Below are 12930 nucleotides of genomic sequence, written 5' to 3'. Positions count from 1 at the left end.
GTAAAACCCCCGTCGTCAATTGCTGCGAAAACGGTTCAGCAAACGAATAAATGCGGACAATTTACGAAATTTAATTCGCTTCGCGTCAGATAAGAGATGCTTATGGGAATGTGACGGAGATCGCGGGATTTTCCCCTCCCAGACGGGAGGGGGAAACGTCATTAATGCCAGCAGAAGTGATGCACAACCTGGGTAATCAGTTCGCGGGTGGGCTTGATGAAGCGGGTTTCCAGATATTCATCCGGCTGGTGCGCCTGGTTGATCGAACCGGGGCCAAGGACCAGCGTCGGACAAAGCGTCTGAATAAACGGCGCCTCGGTGCAGTAGTTCACGACGTCGGTTTTCTCGCCGAGCAGCTTTTCCACCACTTCGACCAGTTGATGGTCCGGCGGGCATTCATAACCCGGAATCGGCGGGTGCAGTTCGGAGACCGTCAGACGGCCCGGCCAGCGCTCGCTCACCGGGGCCAGCGCTTCATTCAGCAAGCCGTCGAGATCGCTCAGCGTCATGCCCGGCAGCGGGCGGATATCCATGTGCAGTTCGCAGCAGGCGCAGATACGGTTAGAGGCATCGCCGCCGTGCAGGCTACCGAGGTTCAGGGTCGGATACGGCACGGTGAACGCGTCGTAGTGGTAACGCTCTTTCAGGTCGTCGCGCAGGGTCATGATACGGCCGATGGCGTCATGCATCAGCTCAATGGCGTTGACGCCGCGCGCCGGATCGCTGGAGTGGCCGGACTGGCCCAGAACACGCACTGCGGTTGAGATATGGCCTTTATGCGCACGGATTGGCTGCAACGACGTTGGCTCGCCGATGATGGCGCAATCCGGGCGAATCGACGTGTTTTCAGAGAAGTAGCGCGCGCCCGCCATGCTGGTCTCTTCATCGGCAGTCGCGAGGATGTAGAGCGGCTTTTTCAGTTTTGTCACGTCCACGTCACGCAGCGCGTCGAGGATAAAGGCGAAGAAGCCTTTCATGTCGGCGGTGCCCAGACCGTAAAGCTTGTTGTCATGCTCGGTCAGGGTGAACGGGTCGCGGGTCCAGCGGCCATCATCAAATGGCACGGTGTCGGTATGACCGGCAAGCAGCAGGCCGCCCGCACCGGTTCCGGTGCTGGCGAGCAGGTTAAATTTGTGACGTGTTCCGGGGACGGGCTGAACCTCAACGTTAAATCCAAGATCGCTGAACCACCCCGCCAGCAGATTGATTAAAGACTCATTGCTCTGATCCAGCGCTTCTTCCGTTGCGCTGATGGACGGTGTGGCAATCAGGGCGCGGTAAATCTCGATAAATGGTGGTAAGTTCATTTTCATTGTTGACACACCTTAGGTCGTGATAGTATCAATATTCATGCAATGAATGTGAATAAAAATACATTATCGTTGAGCATAAAGGAACCCGATGTTGAATACGCTGATTGTAGGCGCTAGCGGTTATGCGGGCGCAGAGCTTGTAAGCTACGTAAATCGTCACCCTCATATGACCATAACCGCTTTGACTGTGTCAGCGCAAAGCAATGATGCGGGAAAGTTAATTTCCGATTTGCATCCGCAGCTTAAGGGCATGGTCGATCTGCCGCTGCAGCCCATGTCTGACATCAGCGAGTTCATCGACGGCGTCGACGTGGTGTTTTTAGCCACCGCGCACGAGGTCAGTCACGACCTGGCGCCGCAGTTCCTGGCTGCCGGCTGCGTGGTGTTCGACCTCTCCGGCGCGTTCCGTGTTAACGACGGCGCGTTTTACGAAAAATATTACGGCTTCACTCATCAGCATCCGGAACTGCTTGAAAAAGCGGTGTATGGCCTGGCGGAGTGGAGCGCAGACAAACTGAAAGAAGCAGATCTGATTGCCGTGCCGGGCTGCTACCCAACGGCGGCGCAGCTTTCCCTGAAACCGCTGATCGACGCCGGTCTGCTCGATCTGAGCCAGTGGCCGGTGATCAACGCTACCAGCGGCGTGAGCGGCGCAGGGCGCAAAGCGGCTATCTCTAACAGTTTCTGCGAAGTGAGCCTTCAGCCGTATGGCGTGTTTAATCACCGTCATCACCCTGAAATCACCACCCATCTGGGCGCGGACGTGATTTTCACGCCGCATCTGGGCAGCTTCCCGCGTGGGATCCTCGAAACCATTACCTGCCGCATGAAGCCTGGCGTGACCAAAGAGCAGGTGAGCGAGGCCTTCACGCAGGCGTACGCGGATAAACCGCTGGTACGTCTGTACGACAAAGGCGTGCCGGCGCTGAAAAACGTGGTCGGCCTGCCCTTCTGCGATATCGGCTTTGCCGTGCAGGGCGAACACCTGATTGTGGTGGCCGCAGAAGATAACTTACTCAAAGGCGCTGCCGCGCAGGCAATGCAGTGTGCAAATATTCGTTTCGGCTTCCCTGAAACGCAGGCTCTTATTTAAGGTGTGATGATGAACCCATTAATTATCAAACTCGGTGGTGTACTGCTGGACAGCGAAGAAGCGCTGGAGCGTCTGTTTACCGCGCTGGTTAACTATCGCGAATCACATCAACGTCCGCTGGTGATTGTGCACGGCGGCGGCTGCGTGGTGGATGAGCTGATGAAAGGGCTCAACCTGCCGGTGAAAAAGAAAAACGGCCTGCGCGTGACGCCTGCCGACCAGATTGACATCATCACCGGCGCGCTGGCGGGTACGGCGAACAAAACTCTGTTGTCCTGGGCGAAGAAACACCATATCGCGTCTGTTGGCCTCTATCTGGGCGATGGCGACAGCGTAAAAGTGACCCAGCTCGACGAAGAGCTCGGCCATGTTGGACTGGCGCAGCCAGGTTCGCCTAAGCTGATTAACACGCTGCTGGAAGGCGGATTCCTGCCGGTGGTGAGCTCTATCGGTGTGACCGAAGAGGGCGACCTGATGAACGTCAATGCTGACCAGGCGGCGACTGCGCTGGCGGCAACGCTGGGTGCGGATCTGATCCTGCTCTCCGACGTGAGCGGTATTCTGGACGGTAAAGGTCAGCGCATTGCGGAAATGACCGCGGAAAAAGCCGAGCAGCTGATTGATCAGGGCATTATCACCGATGGCATGATCGTCAAAGTGAATGCGGCGCTGGACGCTGCGCGCACGCTGGGTCGCCCGGTGGATATCGCCTCATGGCGTCACGCGGAGCAGCTCCCGGCGCTGTTTAACGGCACGCCGATTGGCACGCGTATTTTAGCCTAAGTTTTTATTGAATGACCGTAGGCCGGGTAAGCGTAGCGCCACCCGGCGGAACTAACGAATAAAGGAAGCATGTTATGGCACTTTGGGGTGGGCGTTTTACACAGGCAGCGGATCAGCGTTTCAAACAGTTCAACGACTCTTTGCGCTTCGACTACCGCCTGGCCGAACAGGATATCGTCGGCTCTGTGGCCTGGTCCAAAGCGCTGGTGACGGTAGGCGTGCTGACCGCAGAGGAACAGCTGCAGCTGGAAGAGGCGCTTAATAATTTGCTGGAAGAAGTGCGTCTGGATCCGCAGCAAATCCTGCAGAGCGATGCCGAAGATATTCACAGCTGGGTGGAAAGCAAACTGATCGACAAAGTCGGTCAGTTGGGTAAAAAGCTGCATACAGGCCGTAGCCGTAACGACCAGGTCGCTACCGACCTGAAGCTTTGGTGTAAAGATACCGTTGGCGAACTGCTTACGGCCAACCGTCAGCTGCAGAGCGCACTGGTGGAAACCGCACAGAATAATCAGGACGCGGTGATGCCGGGTTATACCCATCTGCAGCGTGCGCAGCCGGTGACCTTTGCGCACTGGTGTCTGGCCTACGCTGAGATGCTGGCGCGTGATGAAAGCCGTCTGCAGGATACCCTGAAGCGTCTGGACGTGAGCCCACTGGGCAGCGGTGCGCTGGCCGGTACGGCGTATGAAATCGACCGTGAGCAGCTGGCAGGCTGGCTGGGCTTTGCCTCCGCCACCCGTAACAGCCTGGACAGCGTGTCCGACCGCGACCACGTGCTGGAACTGCTCTCAAATGCGTCTATCGGTATGGTGCATCTGTCGCGCTTCGCTGAAGACCTGATCTTCTTTAACTCTGGCGAAGCGGGCTTCGTCGAGCTGTCCGATCGCGTGACCTCCGGCTCTTCACTTATGCCGCAGAAGAAAAACCCGGATGCGCTGGAGCTGATCCGCGGTAAGTGTGGCCGTGTACAGGGCGCGCTGACCGGCATGATGATGACCCTGAAAGGGTTGCCGCTGGCATACAACAAAGATATGCAGGAAGACAAAGAAGGGCTGTTCGACGCGCTCGACACCTGGCTGGACTGTCTGCATATGGGCGCGCTGGTGCTGGACGGCATTCAGGTGAAACGTCCGCGCTGCCAGGAAGCGGCGCAGCAGGGCTATGCGAACTCTACCGAACTGGCAGATTATCTGGTGGCGAAAGGCGTTCCGTTCCGTGAAGCGCACCATATTGTGGGCGAAGCGGTGGTAGAGGCGATTCGTCAGGGTAAACCTCTGGAAGATCTGGCGCTTGCCGATCTGCAGAAGTTCAGCGCGGTTATCGGGGATGATGTGTATCCGATTCTGGCGCTGCAGTCCTGCCTGGACAAGCGTGCAGCGAAAGGCGGCGTGTCGCCTAAGCAGGTTGCGCAGGCGATTGCGGATGCGAAAAACCGGTTGGTTTGAACCGTGCGGGCTGGTGCCCTCACCCCGGCCCTCTCCCACGGGAGAGGGAGCAAACACTAAAAATGGCAACTTCGGTTGCCATTTTGCTTTTATCCCGGGCTTTTTTACGCAAAAAAAAGCGGACCACGGGGTCCGCAAAAGTTCACGTTGGCTTTAGTTGTTCGAGTTTTGAGAGAAACTCGCTGACGGTGCGGGGACGTCAAGGGTCAAACACGTGCCGCCTCGTCTATGTGGCGTATTATTCAACAGAATGCTTGATAGGGATAATCGTTCGTTGCTATGCTATCTATCGCCATGAACTATCGTGGCGACGGAGGATGAATAATGAATATTCGTGATCTTGAATACCTGGTAGCGTTAGCCGAGCATCGTCACTTTCGCCGCGCGGCAGATTCCTGCCACGTCAGCCAGCCCACGCTGAGCGGTCAGATCCGCAAGCTGGAAGACGAGCTGGGCGTGATGCTGCTGGAGCGCACCAGTCGTAAGGTTCTGTTCACACAGGCAGGTCTTCTGCTGGTGGATCAGGCGCGCACCGTGCTGCGCGAGGTCAAAGTGCTCAAGGAAATGGCAAGCCAGCAGGGGGAGGCGATGTCAGGCCCACTGCATATTGGCCTGATCCCAACCGTTGGTCCGTACCTGCTGCCGCAAATCATTCCTATGCTGCACCAGACGTTCCCGAAACTCGAAATGTATCTGCATGAAGCGCAAACGCATCAGCTGCTGGCACAGCTGGACAGCGGCAAGCTCGACTGCGCCATTCTGGCGCTGGTGAAAGAGAGTGAAGCCTTTATTGAAGTGCCGCTGTTCGATGAGCCGATGATGCTGGCGATCTATGAAGATCACCCGTGGGCGAACCGCGATCGCGTACCGATGTCCGATCTGGCCGGTGAAAAGCTGCTGATGCTGGAAGATGGCCACTGCCTGCGCGATCAGGCGATGGGCTTCTGCTTCGAAGCGGGTGCTGATGAGGATACCCATTTCCGCGCAACCAGCCTGGAAACGCTGCGTAATATGGTCGCTGCGGGAAGTGGAATCACGCTGTTGCCTGCACTGGCGGTACCGCGCGAGCGTAAACGTGATGGCGTGGTCTATCTGCCGTGCATTAAGCCGGAGCCGCGTCGTACCATTGGCCTGGTGTATCGTCCGGGTTCACCGCTGCGCAGCCGCTATGAGCAGCTGGCAGAGGCCATCCGTAGTTCCATGGATGGCCATTTTGACAGCGCGTTAAAACAGGCGGTTCAGACCGTTTAGTGCCGCAACCCGATAGGCTTCCGCCATGGTCGGGTAGTTAAAGGTGGTGTTAACGAAGTACTCAATGGTGTTACCACCACCTTTCTGCTCCATAATTGCCTGCCCGATATGAATGATTTCCGCGGCGCGTTCACCAAAGCAGTGAATCCCGAGGATCTCTTTCGTCTCGCGATGGAACAGGATCTTCAGCGTACCCACGCTCATCCCCACGATTTGCGCCCGCGCCAGATGTTTAAACTGCGCACGTCCCACCTCGTAAGGTACCTTCATGGCCGTCAGCTGCTGCTCGGTTTTCCCGACAGAACTGATTTCCGGGATGGTATAAATGCCCGTCGGGATATCTTCAATCAGATGCGCCGTCGCTTCGCCTTTCACCAGCGCCTGAGCTGCAATGCGGCCCTGGTCGTAAGCGGCAGAAGCCAGACTCGGGTAGCCAATCACGTCACCGACCGCGTAAACGTGCGGCAGCGCGGTCTGGTACATGCTGTTGACCTTCAGCTGACCACGGCTGTCGGTCTCAAGACCGATATTTTGCAGCTGCAGTGAGTCGGTGTTGCCGGTACGGCCGTTGGCATACAGCAGGCAGTCGGCTTTCAGCTTCTTGCCGGACTTCAGGTGCATGATCACGCCGTCGTCGCAGCCTTCAATCTTCTCGTACTCTTCGTTGTGGCGAATCACCACACCGCTGTTCCAGAAGTGGTAGGAGAGAGAGTCTGACATCTCCTGATCGAGAAACGCCAGCAGGCGATCGCGGGTGTTGATCAGGTCAACTTTGACCTCCATTCCGCGGAAGATCGACGCATATTCGCAACCAATCACCCCCGCGCCATAGATAATGACGTGGCGTGGTTCATGGTGCAGGCTCAGGATGGAGTCGCTGTCGTAGACGCGCGGATGCGAGAAGTCCACATCGGCCGGATGGTACGGGCGAGAACCGCAGGCAATCACAAATTTTTCAGCCGTGATGGTTTCAACTGAACCGTCGTGGCATTCGAGCGCCAGGGTGTGTTCATCCACAAAATGTGCGTTGCCCTGCAAAATTTCACAGTGGTTACGCTCATAAAATCCCTGACGCATACGTGTTTGCTGGTTAATGACGGTATCCGCGTGATTCAGGATATCAGCAAAGGATGAACGAAGAAGTCGGGAGTGGTCGCTGTAAAGAGGGTTCTGGTTAAATTCGATAATGCGGCTAACGGCGTGGCGGAGGGCTTTGGAAGGGATGGTGCCCCAGTGGGTGCAACCGCCGCCGACATTATGGTAGCGCTCAATGACCGCTACTCTGGCTCCCTGTTTCACCAGACCCATAGCAGCACCTTCGCCGCCGGGGCCGGAACCAATAACTATTGCGTCGTAATCGTAGGAATGTGGCATGGCAAGGCTTACCTGTTCTTATACATAAAAGCAACAGAATCATAACATCATTGCCAGAGTAACCCAATTATCGTTGTGCTTTTTTCCGGCAGTGGAGCACAAACCGCACGTAAACAATCATTCACAAAGCTGAGCAAACAGATTAATTTTATTCTCTGGTATAGTGCCATCAGGCCTTTGGAAGGATTCAACTATCGTGATGGGCGTAAGAGCACAACAAAAAGAGAAAACCCGGCGTTCGCTGGTGGAAGCCGCATTCAGTCAACTGAGTGCTGAGCGGAGTTTTGCCAGTTTGAGCCTGCGCGAAGTCGCACGCGAGGCCGGGATTGCGCCAACGTCCTTCTATCGTCATTTCCGTGATGTGGATGAACTGGGTCTGACCATGGTCGACGAGAGCGGCCTGATGCTGCGTCAGCTGATGCGCCAGGCGCGTCAGCGGATTGCAAAAGGGGGCAGCGTGATCCGTACCTCCGTCTCGACCTTTATGGAATTTATCGGCAATAACCCCAACGCATTTCGTCTGCTTCTGCGCGAGCGTTCGGGCACATCGGCGGCGTTTCGTGCCGCCGTCGCGCGTGAAATTCAGCACTTCATCGCGGAACTTGCCGACTATCTTGAACTCGAAAACCATATGCCGCGTGCGTTTACTGAAGCACAGGCCGAGGCGATGGTGACGATTGTTTTCAGCGCAGGTGCCGAAGCGCTGGATGTCAGCATTGAACAACGTAAGCATCTCGAAGAGCGACTGGTATTGCAGCTCAGGATGATCTCCAAAGGTGCGTACTACTGGTATCGCCGTGAACAAGAGAAACTGGCACATCAAACCGAAGAGTGAAGGTGAGTAATGAAACAGTCAGGTCAGGATAAAGGGACGCTGTTGCTGGCATTGATCGCTGGCTTATCCATTAACGGTACGTTTGCCGCTATTTTTAGCTCAATCGTTCCGTTTTCGATTTTCCCGCTTATTGCACTGGTGCTGACGGTTTACTGCCTGCATCAACGTTACCTGAACCGCACGATGCCGGTCGGGTTACCGGGACTGGCCGCAGCCTGCTTTATTCTGGGTGTATTGCTGTATAGCACGGTGGTGCGCGCGGAGTATCCGGATATCGGCTCTAACTTCCTGCCTGCGGTACTGTCTGTGGCGCTGGTGTTCTGGATTGGCTCGCGCATGCGTAGCCGTAAGAGCCAGTTGCCGGAGTAAAGAAGGGTTTTGTAGGCCGGATATGCGAAGCGCCATCCGGCTTTTTGGCAGGTGGCGCTTCGCTTACCTGCCCTACAAAACCTCTGTCATTTTGCCGTGAGCAGTACACCGCACTCCATATGATGCGTATACGGGAACTGATCGAACAGCGCCAGACGTTCAACCTTATGCGTCTGGCCTAACGTTTCCAGATTCTTGCACAGCGTCTCCGGGTTACAGGAGATGTACAAAATACGCGGATACGCCTGCACCATCTTTTCGGTTTCGCTGTCCAGGCCACTGCGCGGCGGGTCGACAAAAATCGTCTCACACTGGTAGCTTTTCAAATCGATCCCTTCAAGACGGTTAAACGCCCGCACGCCGTTCATGGCCTGAGTAAACTCTTCCGCTGCCATACGAATGATCTGCACGTTGTCGATATGGTTAGCGGCAATGTTGTACTGCGCGGCAGCGACCGACGGTTTGGCAATTTCCGTGGCCAGAACGCGATCGAAGTTACGTGCCAGCGCCAGCGAGAAGTTACCGTTACCGCAGTAGAGCTCAAGCAGATCGCCCGTTGACCCTTCCGTTGCCTTCAGCGCCCACTCCAGCATTTGCACGTTCATCGCGGCGTTTGGCTGGGTGAAGCTGTTCTCCACCTGGCGATAAACCATCTCTTTACCTGCCACCGGCAGACGCTCGTCGACGTAATCCTGATCCAGCATGATTTTGGTTTTTGTCGCGCGGCCGATCAGATGAACGTTGATGTTCTGCGCACGCAGGGTATCGCGCAGCGCTTCCGCCTGCTCGCGCCACTCGTCATTAAGCGCTTTGTGATACAGCAGGGAGACAATCGCCTGGTTGCTTTGCGTGGTCAGATAGTCAATCTGGAACAGCTTGTGACGCAGCACCGGGTTATTGTGCACGCCTTCCATCATCAGCGTCATGAGCTGGTTGATGAGTTCGCTTGCCGCCGGGAAGCTGTCCACGCGAATGCGCGATTTCGTCTGCTGATCGAAAATGATGTGATACAGGTCATCCCCGTCATGCCAGATGCGGAATTCGGCGCGCATACGGTAGTGGCTGACAGGAGAGCGAAACACCTCGGGAACGGGCGCGTTGAACGGCGTCATCATACTTTGCAGGCGGACAACTTTCTCTGCCAGCTGCGCGTCGTACTGTTCTGTTGGGAGGTGTTCGGGGGTCATGATGCGTCCTGAGTGATATAGAATTACGCGGGGATTGTAGGCATTGTGTAGGGGATGTCCAGATTTAATGGCTAATAGCTGTCTGGACATCTATACGTGTCTAATTGTAGCATTCTGTTTCCGGTCTCATGAGAGTGAAAAGGGAATCCAGTGTAAATCTGGAGCTGACGCGCAGCGGTAAAGACTGGCGGGATGAGCGTTGTAGACACTGTGAAAATGGGAAGTCTTCATCCTTATAAAGCCACCTAGCCCGAAGACCTGCCGGGATCACGTCGCATTTGGTTTCATCATCGCGTGCTATCGATGAGGCCTGCGGCATCCTTCTTATATTGTGGATGCTTTAACAATGATTAAAAAAGTATCGCTGCTGACGGCGTTGTCCGTCACGGCATTTTCGGGCTGGGCGCAGGATAGCGCAGACTCGTTGGTGGTGACGGCAAATCGTTTTGAACAACCGGCAAAAACTGTTCTGGCACCGACGTCCGTGGTGACGCGTGAAGATATTGAGCGCTGGCAGGCAAAAAGCGTTGTGGAAGTCATGTCACGTCTGCCGGGCGTGGATATCGCGCAAAGCGGTGGAATGGGCTCGAACTCTTCGACTTTTATTCGCGGAACAGAATCTCGCCATGTGCTGGTGCTGATTGACGGTATTCCTTTGAATAACGCCGGGATCAGCAACGTTCCCGATCTGAGCCAAATCCCGACCTCGCTGATTCAGCGTATTGAGTACATCCGTGGTCCGCGTTCGGCCCTGTATGGCTCCGACGCGATTGGTGGCGTGATCAACATCATCACCGGACGCGACAAGCCGGGTGCAGAAATCTCAGCGGGCGTCGGCTCTAAGGGTTATCAGACCTATGACGGCGCTTTCCAGCAGGTGCTGGATAAAACCAAAATCACCATGGGGGGTAACTATACCTATACCCGTGGCTTTGATATTGCTGCCCAGGATGCGCCGCGCCAGCCTGACCGCGATGGCTTTATGAGTAAATCGCTGTACGGCTCCGTGGAACAGCAGATTACCGACAGCGTGAGCGGGTTCTTCCGTGGCTTTGGATACGATAACCGTACGGCGTATGACGGTTATGATCATTACGACGCCAACTTTATGGTGGATGGACGACCTGATACTCGCCAGCTCTACAGTCAGAACTGGGATACCGGTCTGCGTTACAACCAGGGGATTTTCCAGTCACAGCTGGTGGCGGGTTACGGCCGCAGTAAAGATCAGAACTATGATCCGAAGAAAGGGCGTTACGCTGATTCCGCCACCATGGATGACGTGAAGCAGTACACCACCCAATGGCTCAACACCGTAGAAGTCGGCCATGGCAACATCGGCGCAGGTCTGGACTGGCAAAAGCAGAAGACGCAGGCCGGAACGGGCTACCTGGATAAAGGTTACGAGCAACGTAATACCGGCGTGTTCATCTCGGCGATGCAGCAGTTCAACAGCGTGACGCTGGAAGCGGCGGCGCGTAATGACGACAACTCCAACTTTGGCAACCATGGCACATGGCAAACCAGCGCAGCGTGGGAGTTTGTGGATGGCTATCGCGTGATTGCCTCCTACGGTACCGCTTTTAAAGCACCTACCATGAGCCAGATCCACAGTGCCTCTTACGGTAATCCGGACCTTAAACCGGAGGAGAGTAAGCAGTGGGAAGGGGGCTTTGAAGGCCTGACGGGACCGGTCAACTGGCGTATCACAGGTTATCGCAATGACATTGATAATCTAATTAGCAGCGATCCGCATACGTATCGGTACTACAACGTTGACGAAGCACGTATTAAAGGTGTGGAAGCGACCGCACAGTTTGATACTGGCCCGGTTGGACATCAGATTTCCTATGATTATGTCGACCCGCGTAATGCCAAAACCAACGAAGTGCTGGCCCGCCGTTCTAAGCAGCAGGTTAAGTATCAGCTTGACTGGCAGGTATGGGATCTCGACTGGAACCTTGCCTATCGTTACCTGGGCACCCGCTATGATGTTGCGATTGATCCAGACACCTATTCATCAGAACGCGTGAAAATGGGCGGTGTCAGTCTGTGGGATGTCGCAGTTTCGTATCCTGTCACCTCACACCTCACAGTTCGTGGTAAAATAGCCAACCTGTTCGATAAAGATTACGAGACAGTTTATGGCTACCAAACTGCAGGACGGGAATACACCTTGTCTGGCAGCTACACCTTCTAATCCGCGTCCCACCGTGCTGGTATTTGATTCCGGCGTCGGTGGGCTTTCGGTCTATGATGAGATTCGGCATCTCCTGCCGGATCTCCATTACATCTACGCCTTCGATAACGTCGCTTTCCCGTATGGTGAAAAGAGCGAAGATTTTATTGTTGAGCGTGTGGTTGAAATCGTCACTGCGGTACAAAAGCGCTATCCCCTTGCGCTGGCCGTCATCGCCTGTAATACGGCGAGCACCGTCTCCCTTCCTGCTCTGCGTGAAAAATTCCCGTTCCCGGTTGTAGGCGTCGTTCCTGCAATAAAACCTGCCGCGCGCCTGACGGCGAACGGCATCGTGGGTTTGCTGGCGACGCGGGGCACGGTAAAGCGTCCTTATACCCGCGAGCTGATCGATCGTTTTGCTAACGAATGTCAGATTGCGATGCTCGGCTCGGCTGAGCTGGTGGAGATGGCCGAAGCGAAGCTGCATGGAAAGGCGGTATCGCTTGAAGAGTTGCGTCGTATTCTTCGTCCTTGGCTGCGGATGCCCGAACCACCGGATACCGTTGTGCTGGGCTGCACCCACTTCCCGCTATTGCAGGAAGAGCTGTTAGAGGTACTGCCGGAGGGGACGCGCCTGGTGGATTCCGGTGCGGCTATCGCCCGTCGTACGGCCTGGTTGCTGGAGCATGAAGCGCCGGATGCCAAATCTACCGATGCGAATATCGCGTTTTGTATGGCAATCACGAAAGAGACTGAGCAACTTTTACCCGTTTTACGCCGTTATGGCTTTGAAACGCTCGAAAAACTGGCGCTGTAGCACGCTTTTGAGCAAAAAAGAGACGGTTGAACGTTTTTTTTAAAAGAGGGGTTGTCAACGTCTGAGAACTCCCTATAATGCGCCTCCACTGACACGGAACAACGGCTTACAGGCCGCCGGGTTAGCGGGGTTCAGCGATGAACGCCAACAGAGAAAAGCGAAAATAATCACTTGACTCTGAATGAGGAAAACGTAATATACGGGACCTCGCAACGGTGAGCGAAAGCCGCGTTGCACTGCTCTTTAACAATTTATCAGACAATCTGTGTGGGCACTCAAAG

At 55.3% G+C, this 12930-nt stretch carries 11 protein-coding genes and 1 riboswitch; of the genes, 8 read left to right on the top strand and 3 right to left on the bottom strand.

What is annotated here, in order from left to right; all coding sequences use genetic code 11:
• Window positions 1-161 precede the first annotated feature (161 nt).
• The gene (gene argE, locus E3U32_RS02665) at window positions 162-1313 is read right to left on the bottom strand and encodes an acetylornithine deacetylase (protein ID WP_023309677.1); all 1152 of its coding nucleotides are present in this window, start codon (window positions 1311-1313) and stop codon (window positions 162-164) included.
• An 88-nt stretch (window positions 1314-1401) separates the two neighbouring features.
• Between argE and argC the strand changes: the two genes are divergently transcribed.
• The 4 genes from argC to oxyR all read left to right on the top strand — a co-directional run bounded on the left by argC (window position 1402) and on the right by oxyR (window position 5888).
• Window positions 1402-2406 (top strand): N-acetyl-gamma-glutamyl-phosphate reductase, encoded by a 1005-nt coding sequence (argC, locus tag E3U32_RS02660; RefSeq protein WP_134347541.1) that lies wholly within the window; start codon window positions 1402-1404, stop codon window positions 2404-2406.
• Window positions 2407-2412: 6 nt separating this feature from the next.
• Window positions 2413-3189: an acetylglutamate kinase gene (argB, locus tag E3U32_RS02655; RefSeq protein ID WP_134347540.1), complete on the top strand. Its 777-nt coding sequence runs from the start codon at window positions 2413-2415 to the stop codon at window positions 3187-3189.
• A 74-nt stretch (window positions 3190-3263) separates the two neighbouring features.
• A complete protein-coding gene (argH, locus tag E3U32_RS02650) occupies window positions 3264-4637 on the top strand; it encodes an argininosuccinate lyase (protein WP_134347539.1) in 1374 nt (457 codons plus the stop codon).
• Between the two features lie 324 nt (window positions 4638-4961).
• A complete protein-coding gene (oxyR, locus tag E3U32_RS02645) occupies window positions 4962-5888 on the top strand; it encodes a DNA-binding transcriptional regulator OxyR (protein WP_134347538.1) in 927 nt (308 codons plus the stop codon).
• On the opposite strand, the gene sthA is transcribed toward oxyR, so the two are convergent.
• Window positions 5862-7262 carry a Si-specific NAD(P)(+) transhydrogenase gene (gene sthA / locus E3U32_RS02640; protein WP_063144398.1) on the bottom strand — a complete coding sequence of 467 codons (1401 nt, stop codon included), beginning with the start codon at window positions 7260-7262 and terminating at the stop codon, window positions 5862-5864. The genes oxyR and sthA overlap by 27 nt on opposite strands.
• A 196-nt stretch (window positions 7263-7458) precedes the next feature.
• On the opposite strand from sthA, the gene fabR reads away from it, so the two are divergent.
• Both fabR and E3U32_RS02630 read left to right on the top strand, forming a co-directional pair.
• On the top strand, window positions 7459-8097 hold the full coding sequence (fabR, locus tag E3U32_RS02635) for an HTH-type transcriptional repressor FabR (RefSeq protein WP_134347537.1): 639 nt from the start codon (window positions 7459-7461) through the stop codon (window positions 8095-8097).
• 9 nt (window positions 8098-8106) lie between these two features.
• Entirely contained in the window at window positions 8107-8466 is a 360-nt protein-coding gene (locus E3U32_RS02630) for a YijD family membrane protein (RefSeq protein WP_042713638.1), read from the top strand.
• A gap of 86 nt (window positions 8467-8552) precedes the next feature.
• Here the strand turns inward: E3U32_RS02630 and trmA are convergent, their stop codons facing one another.
• Window positions 8553-9653, bottom strand: a complete 1101-nt coding sequence (gene trmA, locus E3U32_RS02625; RefSeq protein WP_134347536.1) for a tRNA (uridine(54)-C5)-methyltransferase TrmA — start codon at window positions 9651-9653, stop codon at window positions 8553-8555.
• A gap of 104 nt (window positions 9654-9757) precedes the next feature.
• A riboswitch (cobalamin riboswitch) is annotated at window positions 9758-9933 on the top strand.
• 66 nt (window positions 9934-9999) lie between these two features.
• On the opposite strand from trmA, the gene btuB reads away from it, so the two are divergent.
• On the top strand, window positions 10000-11853 hold the full coding sequence (gene btuB / locus E3U32_RS02620) for a TonB-dependent vitamin B12 receptor BtuB (protein ID WP_134347535.1): 1854 nt from the start codon (window positions 10000-10002) through the stop codon (window positions 11851-11853).
• Window positions 11798-12649 (top strand): glutamate racemase, encoded by an 852-nt coding sequence (murI, locus tag E3U32_RS02615; protein WP_134347534.1) that lies wholly within the window; start codon window positions 11798-11800, stop codon window positions 12647-12649. Before btuB ends, murI begins: the two co-directional genes overlap by 56 nt.
• The last annotated feature ends 281 nt before the right edge of the window (window positions 12650-12930 follow it).

Origin of the sequence: Lelliottia nimipressuralis (genome assembly GCF_004402045.1) — a bacterium.
GTDB classification, from domain to species: Bacteria; Pseudomonadota; Gammaproteobacteria; order Enterobacterales; family Enterobacteriaceae; genus Enterobacter; species Enterobacter chinensis.
This window is presented reverse-complemented; position numbering and strand designations above follow the sequence as displayed.

Bases quoted from the DNA above. Each gene is read 5' to 3' on its own strand.
- argE (WP_023309677.1), bottom strand. From the start codon at position 1,313: ATGAAAATGAACTTACCACCATTTATCGAGATTTACCGCGCCCTGATT.
- argC (WP_134347541.1), top strand. From the start codon at position 1,402: ATGTTGAATACGCTGATTGTAGGCGCTAGCGGTTATGCGGGCGCAGAG.
- argB (WP_134347540.1), top strand. From the start codon at position 2,413: ATGATGAACCCATTAATTATCAAACTCGGTGGTGTACTGCTGGACAGC.
- argH (WP_134347539.1), top strand. From the start codon at position 3,264: ATGGCACTTTGGGGTGGGCGTTTTACACAGGCAGCGGATCAGCGTTTC.
- oxyR (WP_134347538.1), top strand. From the start codon at position 4,962: ATGAATATTCGTGATCTTGAATACCTGGTAGCGTTAGCCGAGCATCGT.
- sthA (WP_063144398.1), bottom strand. From the start codon at position 7,262: ATGCCACATTCCTACGATTACGACGCAATAGTTATTGGTTCCGGCCCC.
- E3U32_RS02630 (WP_042713638.1), top strand. From the start codon at position 8,107: ATGAAACAGTCAGGTCAGGATAAAGGGACGCTGTTGCTGGCATTGATC.
- trmA (WP_134347536.1), bottom strand. From the start codon at position 9,653: ATGACCCCCGAACACCTCCCAACAGAACAGTACGACGCGCAGCTGGCA.
- btuB (WP_134347535.1), top strand. From the start codon at position 10,000: ATGATTAAAAAAGTATCGCTGCTGACGGCGTTGTCCGTCACGGCATTT.
- murI (WP_134347534.1), top strand. From the start codon at position 11,798: ATGGCTACCAAACTGCAGGACGGGAATACACCTTGTCTGGCAGCTACA.